The 20,042-nt window shown below is 69.0% G+C and carries 19 protein-coding genes; 5 read left to right on the top strand and 14 right to left on the bottom strand.

All coding sequences use genetic code 11. The features are described from left to right. Nucleotides 1–113 precede the first annotated feature (113 nt). Together ABIE44_RS13110 and ABIE44_RS13105 are read left to right on the top strand one after the other, a co-directional pair. Nucleotides 114–734, top strand: coding sequence for a ClpP family protease (locus ABIE44_RS13110; protein WP_209716972.1), 621 nt, complete (start codon nt 114–116; stop codon nt 732–734). After that, the gene (locus ABIE44_RS13105) at nt 731–1,318 is read left to right on the top strand and encodes a ClpP family protease (protein WP_209716975.1); all 588 of its coding nucleotides are present in this window, start codon (nt 731–733) and stop codon (nt 1,316–1,318) included. The genes ABIE44_RS13110 and ABIE44_RS13105 overlap by 4 nt, the downstream gene beginning before the upstream one ends. Before the next feature lie 16 nt (nt 1,319–1,334). On the opposite strand, the gene ABIE44_RS13100 is transcribed toward ABIE44_RS13105, so the two are convergent. The 3 genes from ABIE44_RS13100 to ABIE44_RS13090 form a co-directional block, all read right to left on the bottom strand. Then, nucleotides 1,335–1,658 carry a helix-turn-helix domain-containing protein gene (locus ABIE44_RS13100; RefSeq protein ID WP_209716978.1) on the bottom strand — a complete coding sequence of 108 codons (324 nt, stop codon included), beginning with the start codon at nt 1,656–1,658 and terminating at the stop codon, nt 1,335–1,337. 116 nt (nt 1,659–1,774) lie between these two features. After that, nucleotides 1,775–3,331, bottom strand: a complete 1,557-nt coding sequence (gene guaA, locus ABIE44_RS13095) for a glutamine-hydrolyzing GMP synthase (protein WP_209716981.1) — start codon at nt 3,329–3,331, stop codon at nt 1,775–1,777. A 79-nt stretch (nt 3,332–3,410) separates the two neighbouring features. Then, nucleotides 3,411–3,797, bottom strand: a complete 387-nt coding sequence (locus ABIE44_RS13090; protein WP_209716984.1) for a hypothetical protein — start codon at nt 3,795–3,797, stop codon at nt 3,411–3,413. A gap of 33 nt (nt 3,798–3,830) precedes the next feature. Here ABIE44_RS13090 and ABIE44_RS13085 point away from each other — a divergent pair, with 33 nt between their 5' ends. Beyond that, complete coding sequence (locus ABIE44_RS13085) at nt 3,831–5,321, top strand: ArnT family glycosyltransferase (protein ID WP_209716987.1); 1,491 nt, start codon at nt 3,831–3,833, stop codon at nt 5,319–5,321. 338 nt (nt 5,322–5,659) lie between these two features. Here the strand turns inward: ABIE44_RS13085 and ABIE44_RS13080 are convergent, their stop codons facing one another. The 5 genes from ABIE44_RS13080 to ligD form a co-directional block, all read right to left on the bottom strand. Continuing rightward, nucleotides 5,660–7,393 carry a GMC oxidoreductase gene (locus ABIE44_RS13080; RefSeq protein WP_209716990.1) on the bottom strand — a complete coding sequence of 578 codons (1,734 nt, stop codon included), beginning with the start codon at nt 7,391–7,393 and terminating at the stop codon, nt 5,660–5,662. A 4-nt stretch (nt 7,394–7,397) separates the two neighbouring features. Further along, nucleotides 7,398–8,999 carry a succinic semialdehyde dehydrogenase gene (locus ABIE44_RS13075; RefSeq protein WP_209716994.1) on the bottom strand — a complete coding sequence of 534 codons (1,602 nt, stop codon included), beginning with the start codon at nt 8,997–8,999 and terminating at the stop codon, nt 7,398–7,400. 68 nt (nt 9,000–9,067) lie between these two features. Next, the gene (locus ABIE44_RS13070) at nt 9,068–9,466 is read right to left on the bottom strand and encodes a hypothetical protein (protein WP_209716997.1); all 399 of its coding nucleotides are present in this window, start codon (nt 9,464–9,466) and stop codon (nt 9,068–9,070) included. 14 nt (nt 9,467–9,480) lie between these two features. After that, complete coding sequence (locus tag ABIE44_RS13065; protein ID WP_209717000.1) at nt 9,481–10,191, bottom strand: hypothetical protein; 711 nt, start codon at nt 10,189–10,191, stop codon at nt 9,481–9,483. A gap of 30 nt (nt 10,192–10,221) precedes the next feature. Then, nucleotides 10,222–11,175 carry a non-homologous end-joining DNA ligase gene (gene ligD / locus ABIE44_RS13060; RefSeq protein ID WP_209717003.1) on the bottom strand — a complete coding sequence of 318 codons (954 nt, stop codon included), beginning with the start codon at nt 11,173–11,175 and terminating at the stop codon, nt 10,222–10,224. A gap of 79 nt (nt 11,176–11,254) precedes the next feature. Here ligD and ABIE44_RS13055 point away from each other — a divergent pair, with 79 nt between their 5' ends. Further along, complete coding sequence (locus ABIE44_RS13055; protein WP_209717006.1) at nt 11,255–12,160, top strand: carotenoid biosynthesis protein; 906 nt, start codon at nt 11,255–11,257, stop codon at nt 12,158–12,160. A gap of 27 nt (nt 12,161–12,187) precedes the next feature. Here ABIE44_RS13055 and ABIE44_RS13050 read toward each other — a convergent pair whose 3' ends face one another. The 5 genes from ABIE44_RS13050 to glmU form a co-directional block, all read right to left on the bottom strand. Beyond that, on the bottom strand, nt 12,188–12,982 hold the full coding sequence (locus ABIE44_RS13050) for a 3'(2'),5'-bisphosphate nucleotidase CysQ (RefSeq protein ID WP_209717010.1): 795 nt from the start codon (nt 12,980–12,982) through the stop codon (nt 12,188–12,190). Nucleotides 12,983–13,191: 209 nt separating this feature from the next. Next, nucleotides 13,192–13,782, bottom strand: coding sequence for an aminoacyl-tRNA hydrolase (pth, locus tag ABIE44_RS13045; RefSeq protein ID WP_209717013.1), 591 nt, complete (start codon nt 13,780–13,782; stop codon nt 13,192–13,194). Next, nucleotides 13,779–14,453 carry a 50S ribosomal protein L25/general stress protein Ctc gene (locus ABIE44_RS13040; protein WP_209717016.1) on the bottom strand — a complete coding sequence of 225 codons (675 nt, stop codon included), beginning with the start codon at nt 14,451–14,453 and terminating at the stop codon, nt 13,779–13,781. The genes pth and ABIE44_RS13040 overlap by 4 nt, the downstream gene beginning before the upstream one ends. A gap of 521 nt (nt 14,454–14,974) precedes the next feature. After that, complete coding sequence (locus ABIE44_RS13035) at nt 14,975–15,955, bottom strand: ribose-phosphate diphosphokinase (RefSeq protein WP_209717019.1); 981 nt, start codon at nt 15,953–15,955, stop codon at nt 14,975–14,977. 104 nt (nt 15,956–16,059) lie between these two features. After that, nucleotides 16,060–17,523 carry a bifunctional UDP-N-acetylglucosamine diphosphorylase/glucosamine-1-phosphate N-acetyltransferase GlmU gene (gene glmU, locus ABIE44_RS13030; RefSeq protein WP_209717022.1) on the bottom strand — a complete coding sequence of 488 codons (1,464 nt, stop codon included), beginning with the start codon at nt 17,521–17,523 and terminating at the stop codon, nt 16,060–16,062. Between the two features lie 124 nt (nt 17,524–17,647). On the opposite strand from glmU, the gene ABIE44_RS13025 reads away from it, so the two are divergent. After that, on the top strand, nt 17,648–18,655 hold the full coding sequence (locus tag ABIE44_RS13025) for a hypothetical protein (RefSeq protein WP_209717025.1): 1,008 nt from the start codon (nt 17,648–17,650) through the stop codon (nt 18,653–18,655). Here the strand turns inward: ABIE44_RS13025 and ABIE44_RS13020 are convergent. Beyond that, nucleotides 18,618–19,967: a wax ester/triacylglycerol synthase domain-containing protein gene (locus tag ABIE44_RS13020; protein WP_209717029.1), complete on the bottom strand. Its 1,350-nt coding sequence runs from the start codon at nt 19,965–19,967 to the stop codon at nt 18,618–18,620. The two genes, ABIE44_RS13025 and ABIE44_RS13020, sit on opposite strands and share 38 nt — an antisense overlap. Nucleotides 19,968–20,042: the final 75 nt, after the last annotated feature.

Genomic DNA, 20,042 nt, shown 5'->3' with positions numbered 1-20,042 from the left:
CAGCGATCCTGTCAGAGCCCTGCCGCGGGTCACCACTGCTGCTCCGCTCCCAGCAGATCCGCCCCCGGCAGAACACCCTTCGGCCCGGCTGCGCCCCGACGCACGCTGGACGCATGAGCAACGAACCCACACCCCGCCTCTTCGACCAGGCCGCTCGTCGAGCCCTGCTCGAGCAACGCGTCCTCGTCCTCGACGGCGGTCTCGACGACGACAACGGCACCCTGCTGGCGACCCAGCTGATCACCCTCGCCATGGAGGATCCGGTGCGCGACGTCGCACTCTGGATCCACTCCCCCGGCGGCTCGGTCCCGGCGATGCTCGCGATCCGCGACACGATGCGCCTGGTCCCCTGCGACGTCGCGACGCTGGCGCTCGGCATGGCCGCCAGCGCAGGACAGTTCCTGCTGTCCGCCGGTACGCCGGGCAAGCGCCGCGCCCTGCCGCACGCACGGGTCCTGATGCACCAGGGCTCGGCCGGCATCGGCGGATCCGCGGTCGACATCGAGCTGCAGGCCAACGACCTCCGCACCACCCGCGACACCGTCCTCGGCCTGATCGCCGAGGACACCGGCCAACCGTTCGACCGCGTCTTCGAGGACTCGCTGCACGACCGCTGGTACAGCGCGCAGGAGGCGCTGGACTACGGCTTCGTGGACGCGATCGTCAGCTCGTTCGACGAGGTCGCACCCCTGCCCCGGCGCCAGGTCGGGCTAGGAACCGGAGGAGCGCGATGAGCACGTACACCATCCCCAGCGTCATCACGAAGAACCCGCGCGGCGAGCGGATCATGGACGTCTACTCGCACCTGCTCTCCGAACGGATCATCTACCTCGGCACCGGCATCGACGCCGGCGTCGCCAACGCCCTGGTCGCCCAGCTGCTGCACCTCGAGGCCGACAACCCGGAGGCCGACATCCAGCTCTACGTGAACTGCGAGGGAGGCGACCCCAGCGCGATGCTCGCGGTCTACGACACGATGCAGTTCATCCGGTCCGACGTCGCCACGATCTGCGTCGGCCAGGCCGTCTCCGTCGGCGCGGTGCTCCTCGCGGCCGGCGCCCCCGGGAAGCGGTCAGCGCTCCCGCACACCCGCGTCGTGCTGCACCAGCCTGCGGCGCAGGGCCGTGGTGCGATCCCGGACCTCATCATCCAGGCCGACGAGCTGGTCCGCGTGCGCGCGGACATGGAGGAGATCCTGTCGCGGCACACCGGTCAGTCGATCGAGACCCTGCGCGCCGACACCGACCACGACCGCGTGTTCACCGCGACGAGTGCGCGGGACTACGGGTTGATCGACGACGTGCTCGCGCCGCGCTGACAGAGCCGGAAAGGAGCTAGGCGGCGAGCGCGAGGACCTGACCGGTCGCCTGCGTGCGCGACGGCGTACGCAGGCGACGGGACACGGCCTCGGTGACCTCGCCGAGTCCGGAGCCGAGGGCACCGGCAACTGCGGAGATCATCTCGCTGGAGGGGTCCTTCGTCCCGCGCTCGATCTCGGAGAGGTACTGCATCGAGATGCCGGCACGGGTCGCCGTCTCCTGCAGGGTCTCGCCACGCTCCTGCCGCAACGAACGCAGGTGCTCCCCGAGCACGTCGCGCCACAGCGGCTCCTCGGTGCTCGTCGAGACGGGGTCCGGAACTGCGCGCAAGGTGGCCATGGATCGAGCGTAGGCACCGCCGCGGATCAGCAGCCAGATCTTCTGCTCACAGCAGAACGGGTCGTGTGCCTGAGGACGCGCCCTGGCGCGTCGTCAGACCCACGACCCGACGAGATCTACTCCCACTCGATGGTTCCCGGCGGCTTGCTGGTGATGTCCAGCACGACCCGGTTGACCTCGTCGACCTCGTTGGTGATCCGCGTCGAGATCCGCTCCAGCACCTCGTACGGCAGCCGGCTCCAGTCCGCGGTCATGGCGTCCTCCGACGAGACCGGGCGCAGCACGATCGGGTGCCCGTAGGTGCGGCCGTCACCCTGGACGCCGACCGAGCGGACGTCGGCAAGCAGTACGACCGGGAACTGCCAGATGTCCTTGTCGAGCCCCGCCCGAGCCGTCTCCTCGCGCACGATCGCGTCGGCCTCGCGCAGGATCTCCAGCCGCTCGGCGCTGACCGCGCCGACGATCCGGATCGCCAGACCGGGGCCTGGGAACGGGTGACGACCGACGATCTCCTCGGGGATGCCGAGCTGACGACCGACCTCGCGGACCTCGTCCTTGAAGAGCGTCCGCAGCGGCTCGATCAGGCTGAACTCGAGGTCCTCGGGGAGGCCGCCGACGTTGTGGTGCGACTTGATGTTCGCCGCACCCTCGCCACCGCCGGACTCGACGACGTCCGGGTAGAGCGTGCCCTGCACCAGGAACTTGACCGGCGGGCCCGGCGTCGCGAGCACCTCGCGCTCGGCGGCCTCGAAGACCCGGATGAACTCGCGGCCGATGATCTTGCGCTTCTCCTCGGGGTCAGTGACCCCGTCGAGGAAGCCGAGGAACTGGTCCTTCGCGTCGACGACCTTGAGGTCGACCCCGGTGGCGTCGACGTAGTCCTTCTCGACCTGCTCGGCCTCACCCTGGCGCAGCAAGCCGTGGTCGACGAAGACGGCGGTGAGCTGGTCGCCGACGGCGCGCTGGACGAGTGCGGTCGAGACCGCGGAGTCGACACCGCCGGACAGGGCCGAGATGACCCGCGCGTCGCCGACCTCGGCGCGGATCCGCTCGATCTGCTCCTCGACGATGTTGACGCTGGTCCACGTCTGGCGGCAGCCGGCGATGTTGACCAGGAAGTGCTCCAGGATCGCCTGGCCGTGCTCGCTGTGCAGCACCTCGGGGTGCCACTGGACACCGGCGATCCGACGCTCGGTGTGCTCGAACGCCGCGACGGTCGCGCGCGGCGACCTCGCGTTCACGGTGAAGCCCTCGGGTGCAACGGTGACCTCGTCGCCGTGCGACATCCAGGACACCAGCGTCTCGGGCAGCCCGGCCAGCAGCGTGCCCGCCTCGAGTACGGAGACGTCGGTCCGGCCGTACTCGCGCTGACCGGTGTGCGAGACCTCGCCACCGAGCGCCTGTGCCATCGCCATGAAGCCGTAGCAGATGCCGAACACGGGGACCGAACCGTCGACCAGGCTCGGGTCGAGCCGCGGGGCTCCGTCCTCGTAGACCGACGAGGGGCCGCCGGACAGGATGATCGCGGTCGGGTTCTTCGCCAGCATGTCGGCCGCCGACATGCTGTGCGGCACGATCTCCGAGTAGACCCGGGCCTCCCGGACGCGACGCGCGATCAGCTGGGCGTACTGCGCCCCGAAGTCGACGACAAGGACGAGGTCGTGGTCGGTCAAAGCCGGCCCCTTCTGCAGCTCGGATGCGGTGGGGCGAGTCTATCGGTGCTTACCGTTGCGGCCGTACGGCGTCCGCTGGTTACCTGCAGAGCCTGGCCAACTCGTCGACCGACCTGTCGAGCGCCTTCGCGTCGGCGAAGCTGGGCGTGCCCCCGACCGTCAGGAACGTGTCGAGCCCGTCGACGACGTCGGCGAACACGTCGTAGTCGTCCTCGCTCAGGTGCTTCGTCAGCGCAGCGGAGACCACGAGCTTCCGGTACGGCTCCGGGTCGAAGGACGTGTCCTCCTGCTGGCGGGTCAGGGTGTGCCGCAGCTCCTCGACGACCTCGGACGCGTGCTTGCCGCCCTGGAGGAGGTACTCGCGGCAGGCTGTCGTCCTGGCCGAGTCCTCCGGGGACTCGCCACCGCAGGCGGCCAGCGAGGTGAGCAGGACAGCGACCACGATCGCCCGAGAGAGATTGCGCATGAGCGCGACCCTAGCGGGTCTACAGTTCGGCGGGTGAGTGTCGGGCATCGCTCCTGGAAGGCCGTCGCGACCATGCCGACGACCTGGGTCTTCGCTGTCGCCCTCCTCGCTCGTACGGCGCGCTGCGTCGTCGGCGGCGGACTCACCGCTCCGTACGGGTACGACCCCGCGGTCTACTACGCGGCCGCCGCCGGCCTGGTCAACGGACGGGTCCCGTACCGCGACTTCACCCTGGTGCACCCGCCGGGCATCGCCGTTCTCGAGGCGCCGTTCGCGTTCCTCGGGCGTCTCACCACCGACCTGACGGGGTACTCCGCCGCGAGCGTGGCGATCATCGTGCTCGCCTCGCTGAACGCCGTCCTGGTGATCCGGGTCGCTCGCGCCATGGGCCTGAGCGAGCGCGCGGCGATCACCGGCGGCCTCGTCTACGCCGTCTGGACCAATGCGGTCGCGTTCGAGTTCGTGGGCTACCTGGAACCCGTCGGCAACTTCTTCCTGCTCTGCGGGCTGCTCGCCTTCCACCGCGCACTTCAGGCCGAAACGCCGCGCGCGAGCAGGCTGTGGTTCCTGTGCGGCGTCGCCCTGGGGGCGGCGGTCTGCATCAAGCTGTGGTGGCTGGTTCCGATCGCCGCCTTTCTCGGCTGGCAGCTGGCGGCAGAGCGACACTGGGCCCCTACCCTGCGGATCGCTCTCGGCGCTGGCGCCGCCCTGGTCGTGGTGGACCTGCCCTTCCTGCTGCTCTCCGGGCACGAAATGTGGGACTCGATCGTGCTCGACCAACTGGCCCGGACGCGCTACCGCCCGGACGGGCTCGAGGTGCTCGGCTACCTGGTCGTCGGGGACCGCTCGTACGACGTCTCGACATCCACCTTGCGTGCCACCGTCGTTCTCGGCGCGGCCCTCCTCGCCGTGCTCCTCTGGCGGGCCTGGCGGATCCGAGCAGCCCGTCCGCTGGTCCTGGTGCTGCTGGTCCAGCTGCTCCAGGTCTGGTTCCAACCGGTCTGGTTCCCCTTCTACACAGACTTCGTCAGCGTGGCGCTCTGCTTGGTGGTCGCGGCGGCGCTCGCGCAGCGACCGACCCGGAGCTGGCTGCCCGCGGTCGCTGTCGTCCTCGTGGCGGTCAGTACGTCGCTCGAGGTCGCCGGCACCGAGGCCGAGCCCGTGTTCCCGCGGAAGGAGCTGACGGCCGCCGTCGCCGACGTGCGCTGCCTGATGACCGACGGGCCGATGGCCCAGATCCAGCTCAACACGTTGAGCCGCAGCTTCCAGAACCGGTGCCCGGACTGGATGGACCCGATCGGACGTCGGCTGCGGCACCGACGCCTCTTCCCCGTCGCGGAGCCTGGTTCTGAAGCAGCGTGGTCCCGGCTCTACACGGCGTACCTGACCTCGGGGGACGCCGTGATACTGACCCGCCCGCCCGAGGAGATGGGACTGGCGCCCGACTTCCTGGCTCAGCTGGAGCGCGGCGGGGTCATCGCCCGGGAGGGCCGCTACACGGTCTACCGGGTCGGCGGTCGCTGACCGTCCCGGGCCTGAGCGGGCCCAGACTCCCGACGACCCGAAAAGTGACTCAGGGCCCAGCCGGGGACAACGGACCGAAAAACGACTCAGGGCCCAGCCGGGGACGAACGGCAGAGCGCTGGGCGGGGCCCAGACTTCCGACCGACCCGAAAAGTGACTCAGGGCCCAGCCGGGGAGGGAGGGAGGCTGGGCCCTGATTGTCCACGTGGTGTGAACCGTGTCGAGATCGGGCCTGGGAGGGAGCTGTGCACCCGATCTGCACTGTTCAACGAGCCCCGCGGGGCGGGGTTATGCAGGTTCCGAAGAAAATTTCGGGCGATATCGAGAGGTCGGACCGCTCAGCTGACCGCGACGATCGGGAGGTGCAGCGCACCGGGCGCCCCAGCCGGCACGACCGGAGAGTTCGGGGCCACCGGCTCGATCCGCTCGTACGCCGTGCCCAGCGCCGGACGCGGGTCCTCCTCACCCTTGTTGGGCCAGAACGACATGGCGCGCTCCGCCTGCGCGGTGATCGTCAGCGACGGGTTGACACCCAGGTTCGCCGAGATCGCCGACCCGTCAGCGATGTGCAGGTTCGGGTGGCCGTAGACCCGCTGGTACGGGTCGATCACGCCGGTCTCGATCGAGTCACCGATCGTGCAGCCGCCGATGAAGTGCGCCGTCAGAGGCCGGTTGAACGGCTCGCCGATCGACCCGCCGGCAGTGCCGTCGACGATCTCCGCCATCTTGGTGACGGCCTCGTTCGCGACCGGGATCCAGGTCGGGTTCGGGGTGCCGTGGCCCTGGCGCGAGGACAGGTAGCTGATGTTCGTCCCCGGGATCTTCTTGTTGAAGGTCGTGATCGAGTTGTCCACGGTCTGCATGACCAGCGCGATCACGGTGCGCTCGGACCAGTGCTTGAAATCGTAGAGCTCCTTGATGTTCCGACGCTGCGTCCACATCTCCTTGAGCCACTTCTGCCAGCGCGGCTCCGGCCCGGAGTCGTCGGTGAGGACGGTCTGCATCAACGACATGAAGTTGCTGCCCTTGCCGTAGCGCACCGGCTCGATGTGGGTGTGCTCGTCGGGGTGGAAGGACGAGGTGATCGCGACGCCGCGCGAGTAGTCGACCTTCGAGGTGGACGGCGCGATCGCACCGAGGATGGACTCGGAGTTGGTGCGCGAGAGGTAGCCGAGCCGGTCCGAGATGGCCGGCAGGTGGTGCTCGTCCTTCATCGTGTGCAGCAGCCGCTGGGTGCCCAGGGAGGCAGCAGCGACGATGACGTGCTCGGCGGTCAGGGTCCGCGTCGAGCGGGCCGTCGCCCGCTTGGCCTTGGTGTACTTGATCGTCACGTCGTACCCGACGCAGCCCTCGCTGTCGGTCTCGTGCGGACGGATCCGCGTCACCGTGCTCAGCGGCATCACCCGCGCGCCGGCGCGCTCGGCCAGGTACAGGTAATTCTTGACCAGGGTGTTCTTGGAGTTGTGACGGCAACCCGTCATGCACTCGCCACACGCCTTGCACGGAACGCGGTCAGGGCCGGCGCCACCGAAGAAGGGGTCCTTGATGGTGTCGTGGTGGGTCTCGCCCGGACCGCCGAAGAACACCCCGACGGGGGTCGGGTGGTAGGTCTCCTCGACGCCCATGTCCTGGGCGACCTTGTACATGACGTCGTCCGCCGCCGTCCGCAGCGGGTTCTCCACGACGCCGAGCATCCGCTTCGCCTGGTCGTAGTACGGCGCCAGCTCGGACTTCCAGTCGGTGATGTGCGCCCAGGACGGGTCGCGGTAGAACGCGTCCAGCGGCTCGTAGAGCGTGTTCGCGTAGACCAGGGAGCCGCCGCCGACCCCTGCACCGGAGACGATCATGCAGTCCTTGAGCGCGTCGATCCGCTGGATGCCGTAGCAACCGACCTCGGGACGGAAGAGGTACCGCTTCACGTCCCACGAGTTCTCGGCGAAGTCCTGGTCCTCGAACCGGGCACCAGCCTCGATCACGGCGACCTTGTAGCCCTTCTCGGTCAGGCGCAGTGCGCTCACCGAGCCTCCGAAGCCGGAGCCGATGATCAGCACATCGAAGTCGAACTCTGCCATCAGATCAGGCCCGTCCCATCTTCTTCATGGCCCGCAGGCTCAACGTCATCACCTTGGCGTACTGCTCGTCGTTCAGACCGAACTGCGGGCTGAAGCGCAGCAGCGACTGGGAGGCGACCGCCTGGGTCTCGGTGTACCGGTGGATGCCCTCGCTGCCCTGGCGCCGACCCATCCCGGACTCGCGCATGCCACCCATGGGCGCGTCGATGCTGGCGAACGTCGCACCGAAGGCCTCGTTGATGTTGACCGTCCCGCACTTGATCTGGCGCGCGATGATCCGGCCCCGCTTGATGTCGCGGGTGTAGATCGAGGCGTTCAGACCGTACTCACCGTCGTTGGCGCGCGCGATCGCGTCGGCCTCGTCGTGGAAGCGGTACAGGCTGATCACCGGGCCGAAGGTCTCGGTGCCGAAGCAGGTCATCTCCGGGGTGACACCCTCGAGGATCGTCGGCTCGAAGAAGTACGGGCCGAGGTCGGGGCGGGGCTTGCCGCCGGCGAGGACGACAGCTCCCTGAGCAACGGCGTCCTCGACGTGGGCGGTGACCGTGTCGAGCTGGTCCTGGCTGATCAACGAGCCCATGTCGCTGCCCCACTCCAGACCGGCCGAGAGGTTCATCGCCTTGGTGGCGGCGACGAACTTCTCCTTGAAACGGTCGTAGACCTGGTCGGCGATGAACATCCGCTCGGTCGAGACGCAGAGCTGGCCGGCGTTCGAGAAGCATGCGCGCACGGCGCCCTCGGCCGCCTTGTCGAGGTCGGCGTCGCGCAGGATCAGGATCGGGTTCTTGCCCCCGAGCTCGAGCGAGCAGCCGATCAGACGGTCAGCAGCCTGCTTGGCGATGATCTTGCCGGTCGCGGTCGAGCCGGTGAAGCAGATGTAGTCGGCGCGGTCGATGATCGGCGTACCCAGCTCGCGACCCGGGCCGGCGACGACGTTCCAGAGGTCCTTCGGGAAGCCGGCTTCCTCGAGCAGCTGGGCACCGAGCAGGGCGGAGAGCATCGTCTGCGCGTCCGGCTTGGTGACCACGGCGTTGCCGGCGAGCAGCGCGGGGATGCCGTCGCACAGAGCCATCGTGAACGGGTAGTTCCACGGCGAGATGATCCCGACGACGCCCTTGGGCACGCGGTTGACCTCGGCGCGGGTGAGACCGGGGATGACGCCGATCCGCCCTTCGGTGTCGAGGTGCTGGTGAGCGGTACGCGCGTAGTAGCGCGCGGTGAGCGCGATGTGCAGCGGCTCGTCGAACGCGTGCTTGCGGGCCTTGCCCGACTCCCAGCAGATGAGGTCGATGATCTCGTCCTGGCGGTCCAGCACGATGTCGTGCAACCGGAGCAGGAGCTCGGCGCGGTGGTCGAGCGACGTGCGCGCCCAGGCCGCCTGCGCACGGCGGGCGCGGGCATAGGCCTCCTTGACGTCAGCCTCGTTCGACTGCGGGATCACCGCGAGCGGCTTGCCGGTGGCCGGCGCGTACGAGGTCACGCCGGTGCCGGCGGTGGCGATCAACCGGTCGGTGAGGGCGGCGACGTACTCAGGCTCGAACGCGTACGACGCGCGCGGGTCGTGCTCGGGATCGGCAGGCAGCTGGGTCGAGGGGTTCACGCTCATGAACGGAGCCTAAACCCGCGGGTAACTTGACACAATGGCCGGACCTGTAAACCTGACTGTCGGCCCTGTCACTTCACCTGGTCGCGCAGATCGGGCTGGTTCCTGCGGCTGCTGAGGGCGACGCGCCGCTGCGCCTGCCAGGACGGGTGCGCCTCGGCGAAGATCAGGCCGGCCAGGATGCCCGGGACCGTCCACGCGCCCGCGTCGGTCGAGTCGACCTCGATGCCGCCGCCCCCGAGCAGGAGCAGGACGCCGAGGACCAGCAGGACGGCGAGCGGGTAGAGCCGCTCGGCCAGCGGCCGGGGGCCGAACCGGTACCACGCCCAGCCGAGCACCATGCCCGCCCCCATCAGGATCGCCGCCGCCCGCGCGGAGCCGACCCAGTCGACCAGGTCCTGGTCGACCCACGACAGCGCCCAGCACCCGAGCAGCGGGATCAGCCAAGGATTCGCGGTCAGACGCCTCATCGCAGCAGTATCCGTCAGCGGAACCGGACGTACACCCAGCGGCCGACGCCGGCCTTGTTGACCTGGTCCTCCGCGACCGACGCCCGTACCCGGTACTTCACCCCGGTGGGGTGCCTGCCCTTCCAGGTCCATCGAACGAGGCCCTGCTTACCCTGCACGACACACTTACCGGTCTTCACCGTCCGCCACCCCGACGCCTTCTTGCGCTGCACCTGGTGCCGGATGCAGCGCTGGCCGGGGAAGGCGGGGGAGCTCTGGCTGACGAACTTCGCTGCGGACCGGCCCATCACGCGGTACTTGCCGGACCGGCTGTAGAAGCCTGACGGCACCGTGCCCACCGAGGACCGCACCGGCACCGCTCTGGCCACCAGCGCCTCCACGGTGTCGTCCGAGGTGTCGTCCGGGGTGCCCTTGGTGTCGAGGAGAAGGGCCCGGACCTTCATGTTGTACTGCAGGCCGAGCTGACACTTGAAGTCGGCCGTGTTCACGTTGACGGACGAGCACAGGGTCTTCCACTCCGAGCTGCCCGGGTACTGGATCTGGAGAACGTAGGTGAGGTTCATCGCCTCGACGTGGCTGCGGAAAGTCGCAGTCTGCGACGCCGTGTAGACCGAGCGGTCCATCGACAGCGTCAGCACCGGAGAGGCCGCACCTGCCGGCACTGCAGGCAACGACAAGAGCGCAGCCGCCAGCACCAGCACCAGGACCCGAAACCGTCGCTTCATGCAACGATCAACGCAAAACGGGCGGATTGGTCACGCCTCGCCCGGCTCCGGCGGTGTGTCCTGGCCCTCACGCTCGTCCCGGTCGGCCCACTCCAGCAGCGGCGCGAGGTCGAAGACGTGGTCGTCGATGTCGTGGTGCAGGTCGCCGAGCCGCCCGTAGCGGTCGGGCATCGTCGCGATCGTGAAGTCACCTGGCTCGCAGTCGTCGATCTCGCTCCAGGCGATCGGTGCGCTGACTGTCCCCTCCGCGTTGCCGCGCACCGAGTACGCCGCCGCGATCGTGTGGTCGCGCGCGTTCTGGTTGTAGTCGACGAACAGGTCGGCGGGATCCCGGTCCTTGCGCCACCAGGCAGTCGTCACCTCGTCGCTGCGGCGCTCGACCTCGCGGGCGAAGGCGAGCGCTGCGCGGCGTACGCCCTGGTGGTCGTGGTCGGGCTGCACGCGTACGTAGATGTGCATCCCGGAGCCGCCACTGGTCTTCGGGTACCCGACGGCGCCCAGATCCTCGAGGACCTCGTGAGCCACGTGCGCCACGCGCTGCACGGTCTGCCAGGTGCACTCCGGACCGGGGTCGAGGTCGATGCGCCACTCGTCGGGCTTCTCGACGTCAGCGCGGCGACTGTTCCAGGGATGGAACTCGACGGTGCTCATCTGGACGGCCCACACGACCTGCGCGATCTCGGTGACGCACAGCTCATCGGCGGTGCGCTTCCACCGCGGGAAGAACACCTGCACGGTCTCCATCCAGTCCGGCGCGCCCGAGGGCAGCCGCTTCTGGTGGACCTTCTCGCCGTCCACACCCTTGGGGAAGCGGTGCAGCATGCACGGGCGCTCGCGCAGTGCGTTGACGATGCCGTCGCCGACGGAGAGGTAGTACTCGACCAGGTCGAGCTTGGTCTCCCCGCGGGCCGGGAAGTAGACCCGGTCCGGGTTGGAGATGCGCACGACCCGGTTGTCGACCTCGAGCTCGATCGCCTCTCCCATGGCGACGATTGTGCCCTGTGGTCCAGCCAGATGCCTGGCCATTCCTACCGGCACGGCGAAGTACCGCTATACATCTCGCATGGACGAACTTCTGTACTCCATGACGCACCGTTGGTACGTGACCTTGTTCCTGGTTTCGTTCCTCGTGCTGGGTTACCTGGAGCAGCGGTGGAAGCGGACCCTCTTCTGGACCGCCTCGGGATACCTGATCACGCTCGCGGCCGAGTGGGGGTCGATCAACCACCAGTTCCCGTTCGGCGACTACAAGTACGTCGAGTCGGGGCTGAGCAAGGACCTGATGGTCTTCGGCGTCCCGTTCTTCGACTCGCTGTCGTTCGCCTTCCTGTCCTACGTGTCGTTCGCGTTCGCGCAGTTCCTGATGTCGCCCGTACGGCGCCGGGGGCTCGACGTCCAGCGGGTCACGTCACGACGGATCCGCAACAGCCTCACGACCCTGGTGCTGGCGTCGTTCCTGCTGGTCGTCATCGACTGGGTCACCGACCCGGTCTCGCTGCTCGGCGAGCACACCTTCCTGGGGCAGATCTACCGCTACCCCGATCCGGGCTACCACTGGGGGATCACCCAGGCGAACTACATCGGCTGGTTCTTCGTCGGGATCGCGATCATCGGGGTCAACCAGCTCTTCGACGCCTACCTCGCCAAGAAGGAGGTGGCGTCGGGAACCGTCCCCACCCAGCACCGTCTCCCGTTGCAAGGATTGTTCGCCCCGCTGTTCTGGGCCGGCATCGTGATCTTCCAGCTCGGCATGACGTACTGGGTCGGCTGGTCGTACGACCTGAAGCACGTCGCGGTCGCCGACCGACCGGAGTTCGTGCACGACGTCCGTAACCTCTTCTTCTGCGGGCTCTACATCGTGCTGCCGATCCTGTTCCTGACGTACGTGCACTTGACCCGCGGTGACGGAGAGCCGAAGCCGGAGGAGATCGCAGCGTGGGAGCGGGACTTCCCGGAGGCCCCCGCCTAGGGCAGTCGGTGCCGTGCTCGCGGGTGCTCAGTCAGTTCCGTGCTCGCGCACGAAGGCCAGGATCGGCTCCGCGAGCTCCGGACGACAGACGATGAGGTCGGGCAGCCGGACCTCGCGTTGGTTGTACAGCAGCTCGGAGCCGTCGACACGGCTGGTGAACAGGCCGGCCGCGCGAGCGACCGCGACCGGGGCGGCCGAGTCCCACTCGTACTGACCTCCGGCGTGCACGTAGGCGTCGGTGACGTCGCGGGTCACCGAGATGACCTTGGCGCCGGCCGACCCCATCGGGACGAGCTCGGCATCGATCACCTTGGCGAGCTCCTCGACGAACTTCGGCGGTCGGGTGCGCGACACCGCGATGCGCGGGCGCGGAGCCGTCCGTGCCGGGACGACCGGCGGCTGACCGGTGTGGAAGGTTCGGCCGAGGCCGGGCTGGGCGACGGCGCCCGCGACGAGGGCGCCCTCCTGCCACAGGGCGACGTGCACGGCCCAGTCGTCGCGCGGGGGTTCGGAGTACTCCCGGGTGCCGTCGACCGGGTCGATGATCCAGACGCGCGGGGTCTCGAGACGGTTGTTCGCCCCGGAGGTCCCGCGGTGCTCCTCCTCCGACAGCACGGCGTCGGCCGGCTTGTGCTCGGCGAACAGGCTCATCAGGAGCTCGTGCGACGCGAGGTCGCCGGCGTCCTTGAGCGCCTTGCCCTCCAGCCCGCTGGCGCGGACCTGCTGGAGCAGCTCACCAGCCACCGTCGCCGTCCAGGCAGCGAAGAGGTGGTCGTTCTCGAGGGCCTCGGCGGGCGGCGTACCGGGATCGAAGTCAGTCACGCACGGAGCCTACCGAGTGCCCGAGCTTGCTCGTGGCCGAGTCGGCGACAGTGCGCCGACGAGCGCAGCGAGGAGCACGCACGGAGCCTATCGAGTGCCCGAGCTTGCTCGTGGCCGAGTCGGCGACAGTGCGCTGACGAGCGGAGCGAGGCACGCACGGAGCCTGTCGAGTGACCGATCGTACGACCTGCACGTCCAGCGAGACAGGCTCAGCGATTGAAGCGCTGCTGAGTCTCCTCCAGGCCCTTCTCGATCAGGCACTCGATCGCGTCGGCGGCACTGTCGATCTGGAACGGGAGCTCCTTGCGCTCGACCGTCGAGTAGTTGCCGAGCACGAAGTCGGCGGGATTCTGCCTGCCCGGAGGGCGGCCGATGCCGGCGCGGACCCGGAAGAAGTCACCGGTACCCAGGGAGGAGCGCATCGACTTCAGTCCGTTGTGGCCGTTGTCGCCGCCGCCGAACTTGATCCGCAGCGTGCCGAAGTCGATGTCCAGCTCGTCGTGCACGGCGATGACGTGGTCCGGGGCGACCCCGTAGAACTTCGCCAGCGTCGAGACCGGTCCCCCGGACTCGTTCATGTAGCCGCGGGCGCGCCCGAGGATCACTTTCGGAGCCGGCGCACCCGGGGGTGCCAGCCGGCCCTCCAGGACCTCGGCGCGACCGGACTTGTGGGACTTCAGCGAGCCGCCCATGCGTCGGGCGAGCTCGTCGACCACCAGGTAGCCGATGTTGTGACGGGTGCCGGCGTACGTCGGGCCGGGATTCCCCAGCCCGACGATCAGCCAGACGTCGTCAGTCACTCGGAGTCTGCAGCGTCCTCGGCCGGGGCCTCGTCAGCAGCAGCCTCGTCGGCGGCAGCCTCGGGGGCGTCGTGCTCGATGCCGGCCTCGGCCTCGGCCTCGGCGAGCTCGGCCTCGACCTCAGCGGCCGTGGTGGCCTGGGTGATGTTGACGATCAGGGTCTCGCCGTCGGTCAGCAGCGTGGAGCCCTTCGGGAGCGTGAGCTGCGAGGCGAGGATCTGGGTGCCGACCTCGGCGCCCTCGATGTCGACCTCGATGGCCTCGGGGATGTGGGTGGCCTCGGCCTCGACGGAGACGACGTTGTTCTCGATCTGGACGAAGGTCTCCTTCGCGGCCTCACCGGTGGTGTGGACGGGCACCTCGACGGTGACCTTCTCGCCCTTCTTCACCGCGACGAAGTCGACGTGCTCGAGGAAGCCCTTGATCGGGTCGGACTGGATCTGCTTGGTCAGCGCGAGCTGGACCTTGCCGTCGATCTCGATGTTCAGGACCGCGTTGGCGCCACCGTGACGGATCGCCATCAGGGTGTCGTGGCCCGGCAGCGTCACGTGGACCGGCTCGTTGCCGTGGCCGTAGATGACGGCCGGAACCTTGTCGGCACGGCGGATGCGGCGGGCAGCGCCCTTGCCGAACTCGGTGCGGGCCTCGGCCTTGATCAGGTCTTCAGACATGGTGGTGCTCCTCGAACGTAGGTCTGGGAAGTCGTGGTTGCCCGGTTCCGCAGCGGCCCGGAGACACGACATGCACCGCGCGCGACGAGGCACGGTGCATGCAGATTCACGAACCGACCGCGTCGATCACGGAACATCCCTGTCCGGGAGCTCCCTCGCCGAGGCAACCCGGAAATCGTACAGATCCCCGCGGGGGAAGGCCAATCCGTCGCCGAGCGGGCACAGATGTGCCACCCAGGTACGCCGAGCGGGCACAGATGTCCCACCCAAGTACGCCGAGCGGGCACAGATGTCCCACCCAGGTACGCCGAGCGGGCACAGATGCCTCACCCAGGTAAGCCGAGCGGGGCGTTCGCTCGTTGCGCGGGACATGTGTGCCCGCTCGGCGCAAACTAGCGGGACATCTCAGCCCGCTCGGCGCAAACCAGCGGGACATCCCGGCCCGCTCGACGCAGGTGGACGGGACATCTGTGCCCGCTCGGCGCGACCTGGCGGGACATCCTGGCCCGGTCGAGGGAAGGTCAGGCGTGCCCGTCGAACATGCTCGTGACGGAGCCGTCCTCGAAGACCTCCTTGATAGCCCGCGAAAGCAGCGGGGCGATCGAGAGGCAGGTCAGCTTGTCGAACTCCTTCTCGGGAGCCAACGGCAGCGTGTTGGTGATGACCACCTCGACCGCGGAGGAGTTCTTGAGCCGGTCGACGGCCGGGTCGGAGAGGATCGCGTGGGTGGCCGCGATGACCACTCCGGCCGCGCCGTCCTTCATCAACGCCTCGGCCGCCTTCACGATGGTGCCGCCGGTGTCGATGATGTCGTCGGTCAGGACGCAGATCTTGCCCGTCACGTCACCGACGACGCGGTTGGCGACGGTCTCGTTGGGTCGGGTGATGTCACGGGACTTGTGGATGAACGCGAGCGGCACGCCGCCGAGGCGCTCGGACCACCGCTCGGCGACCTTGATCCGTCCGGCGTCCGGCGAGACGACCGCGAGCTCCTGGTCGCCGTACTTGTCCTTGATGTAGTCGGTGAGGATCGGCAGCGCCATCAGGTGGTCGACGGGACCGTCGAAGAAGCCCTGGAGCTGGTCGGCGTGGAGGTCGACGGTGATGATCCGGTCGGCACCCGCGGTCTTGAAGAGGTCCGCCATCAGCCGGGCCGAGATCGGCTCGCGACCACGGTGCTTCTTGTCCTGGCGGCTGTAGCCCCAGAACGGCATCACGACGGTGATCCGCTTCGCCGACGCCCGCTTGAGCGCGTCGACCATGATCAGGTGCTCCATGATCCACTCGTTCACCGGCGCCGTGTGGCTCTGGATCACGAAGGCGTCGCACCCGCGGACGGACTCCTCGTAGCGGACGTAGATCTCGGAGTTCGCGAACTCGTACGCCGAGGTCGGCACGAGATCGGTGTCGAGCTCCTTCGCGACCTCGTCGGCGAGCTGCGGGTGCGCCCGGCCGCTGAAGACCATCAGGTTCTTCTCGGTCGTCTTCTTGATCTCGCTCACGCTGGGCGTCTCCTCGCAGGCACCACGGGTCCGTCGGGTCGATTCTCACCCACCCACGGCCGTGTCCCCAACCCGGAACGGCAACGTGCCAACATCTGGACGAACTATTCGCCGGAAGGCGCTGCGCCTGCCGGCCCCGCGCCGGACCCGGCCGCATCGGCGGCCGCTTTGGCCTGGGCTGTCCCGGCTCGTCGCTTCTGCACCCATTCGTCGAAGTGCCGCTGCGGACCGCTGCTCACGGCAAGCGCGCCGGGCGGCACGTCCCTCCGGATGACGCTGCCCGCTCCGGTCGCCGCTCCGTCGCCCACGGTCACCGGAGCGACGAACGTGTTGTTGCTGGCGGTCTTGGCGTGCGCACCGATCACGGTCCGGTGCTTGTTGACGCCGTCATAGTTCGCGAAGATCGTGCCGGCGCCGATGTTCGCGCCCTCGCCGATCTCGGCGTCCCCGACGTACGAGAGGTGCGGGACCTTCGCACCGTCCCCGATCCGGGCGTTCTTGGTCTCGACGAAGGCACCGATCTTGCCGTCGGCGCCGAGCTCGGTCCCGGGCCTCAGGTAGGAGAACGGGCCGACGGTCGCCCCGGCGCCGATGACGGCCAGCTCGCCGTGGGTCCGAACGACCTTCGCACCCGCTCCGACCTCCACGTCCTTGAGGGTCGAGTCAGGTCCGACGACCGCGTCCTCGCCGACGACGGTGGCGCCGAGCAGTTGGACCCCGGGGAGCACGGTGACGTCCTGGGCGAGCTGGACATCGGCATCGATCCAGGTGCTGCTCGGGTCGATGATCGTCACGCCGTCCCGCATCCAGCGGTCCAGGATCCGACGGTTCATCTCGGCCGCGAGGACGGCGAGCTGGGCGCGATCGTTGGCCCCCTCGGTCTCCATCACGTCCTCCAGCGTGAAGGCACCGACGGTGCTGCCGTCCGCGCGGGCCAGGCCGACCGTGTCGGTCAGGTAGTACTCCCCGTTCGCGTTCTGGTTGCCCAACCGCGGCAGCACGGTGTCCAGGAACGCCGCGTCGAAGGCGAGGATGCCGCTGTTGATCTCCGCGATGCGGGCCTGCTCCTCGGTGGCGTCCTTCTGCTCGACGATCGCCTCCACTCCGCCGTCCGCGCCACGGACGATGCGTCCGTAGCCGTGCGGGCGGGCGACGATGCCGGTGAGGATCGACACCACGTCGCGGGAAGAGCGGTGGAACTCGACGAACGCCTGCAGGCTCTCACCACGCAGCAATGGGGTGTCGCCGGACGCGACGACCACGGTTCCCGTACGCGCCTCGGGAGGCAACGACTCCCACGCGATCCGTACGGCGTGACCGGTGCCGTTCTGGCTCTCCTGCACGGCGAGCACGACGTCGGGGACGAGTGCCTCGATGTGCGGTCCGACCTGCTCGCGCTGGTTGCCGACGACCGCGACGATGCGGGTCGGCGAGAGCGAGGTCGCGGCGTGCAGGACGTGCCCGATCATGCTGCGGCCCGCGATCGGGTGCAGCACCTTCATGGTCTTGGACTTCATCCGGGTGCCGCCGCCGGCCGCCAGGACGATGACTGTCAGGTCGTCGGACATGCCGGACCCCTCCCGTGGTTGCTGCACAGACTGCTTCTCGAACCCTATCCAAACGCTGCTCCCGGTCGAGCCGGTGACCGGAACCACACGCCCCACGAAACGCGGAGCGCCTAGGCTGCTCGGTATGCCGGAACCCTCCCTGGCCGAACGCCTCCTCGACGCCCAGGTCGCCTGGCTGGTCGAGCAGCTGACCGGCCCCGCACTCCCCGACCTCATCGCCCAGGACGTCGACGAGCTGCTCGCGAGCGGTTCCCGGATCCCGCTCGCCGCGCTCGTCGGTCCGGCCGAGGTCAAGTCCCTGATCCACCTGCTCCTGGACAAGGTGCCCCCGAGCTCGGGCGCGACCACGCTCGTCGCCGCAGCCGCAGACGTCGCGTACGACGGACCGGGCGAGAGCTACACCCTGGCCGACGTGATCGATCGGGAGAACGTCGAGAGCCTGGTCGCCGAGGTGCTCGGCATGACCGACCTCGCCGAGCGCTTCCTCGACCAGCTCACCGAGAGCCCGCTGGTGGCCACCATGGCCTCGCGCTTCGTCGGCCGGATCGTCGGCGACATGGTCCAGGCCAACCAGGCGATGGCCGACAAGATCCCGGGCCTCGGCTCGCTCGTCTCCTTCGGCACCAGCGCCGCCGGCAAGGTGGTCGGCGCCGCCGGCGACGTGCTCGGCGACACGGCGGGCAAGGGCGCGACCTTCGCGATGCGCCGGTTGAACAAGGTCGTCGTCGAAACCCTGCGCGACCCCACGACCCGGGACGCTGCCCTCGAGGTCTTCGACCTGTACGCCGACAAACCGGTCGTCCGCCTCGACCAGCTCGGCGACCGGGAGGACGCGCAACGGGTCGCCGGCCTGCTCCACGACATCGTCATCGCGGGCGCTCCCACGGACCCGGTGCTGGCGCTCGTGGACGCGCTTGTCGACGGGTTCTTCGCCACCTACGGCGAGGATCCGGTGACCACGCTCCTCGACGACCTCGCGATCACCCGGAACGACGTCGTCGCCCAGGCGACCGCGATCGTGCCCGGCCTGCTTGCCACCGCGCACGAGGCCGGCGAGCTGGACCGCCTGGTCCGCGCCCGCCTCGAGCCGTTCTTCAGCTCGCCGGCTGTGGCTGCGATTCTCGGCTCCTGACGAGCTCGAGCAGCTCTTCCATCGAGTCCCGGAACCGGTCCAGGAATGCTGCCGGGTCAGGCACCGCCTCGGGGGCGACGGTCAGTCCGAGCGAGAGCCGACCGGCGTAGGAGTAGCCGGTGAGGCTGACCACCGACGGCGCGATGGCGATCGCCTGCGAGATCCAGTCGACCAGCTCGACGTCGCCGAACCAGCGGTTCGCGGTCGGTCCGGGCACGTTGGCCAGGGTGATCTGGTTGCCCACGATCGGGGTGATGTTCGCGAACGCCGCTCGCAGGTGCGGCAGCACGTACTGCTGGAACTCCACTCCGGTCCGGTAGTACTCGAAGCCGGTCGCAGCGCGCAGGGCGATCGCCCGACGGGCGTTCTCCGCGGCCGCGTGCAGGCGCTCCCACGGGTCCTCGACGTCGGCGTGCAGGAACGCGAACGAGGTGGCGAAGGCGTTGCCGAAGCGACGCCCAGGGTCTGCCCCGTCGGCGACGCCGAAGGCGGCGATCAGCTTGGCGTCGACCGGGAACCCGCGGTCCAGCAGCTCGCGGCGCATGGCGCCCGCGACGACACCGTGGAACGCACCGTTCACCGTCAGCCCGGCACCACGCGCGATCTCGCGCAGGTCCTCGAAGTCCAGACTCGTCGACGCGCACAACCGGTCCTTGCCGGTGACCGCGTTGAACGCCGTACGCCGCGACAGCGTCGGCAGGTCCTTGACCGGGCCGAACTCCTTGAGCTTCTTCTTGTTCTCCTTCGACGCCCGCCGGAACGCCGCGAACCTCCCGCGCCCGTCGACCGGCGCGTGCTCGGTGGTCCGCTCGGGCACCTGCCTGACGTCGTCCGGCGAGGCGGTGCTGGCGGCGTACAGCATGTTGATCGAGGCCTTGCCGTCCGAGATGGCGTGGTGGACCCGGACCACGACCGCCTGCCGTCCGCCCTCCAGCCCGTGCACCAGGGTCATCGCCCAGAGCGGGTGCGCGCGGTCGAGCTGGCGGACCAGCACCTCGGCGCACACCTGGTCCAGAGCGGCACGGTCACCGAGCCCGGGAGCAGTGACCTCCTCGAGGTGGTGCGCGAGGTCGAAGTTCTCGTCAGGCACCCACGCCCAGGCCCGCTTGCCGGGCAGTCGACCGACGCGCTGGGTGGCTCGGGGACTGAGGTGCAGGTTCGCGCCGACCACACGGTGCAGGTCCTCGAGCGTCACCTGCGCACCGTGGCGGGCCGGGTCGAGCACCAGGACCTTGAGCGTATGGGTGTAGGTGTCCGGACGCTCGAACCGAAGGAAGAGACCGTCCTCCCCGTTGATGCGTTCAGCGCTCATCGTGCTCTCCCGAAACGTACGTCTCCGCAACTCGTCGCCGCATGCTACGTGCGCGGAAGGGCGCACAGGTATCCA

Source organism: Marmoricola sp. OAE513, from assembly GCF_040546585.1.
Classification (GTDB): domain Bacteria; phylum Actinomycetota; class Actinomycetes; order Propionibacteriales; family Nocardioidaceae; genus Marmoricola.
This window is presented reverse-complemented; position numbering and strand designations above follow the sequence as displayed.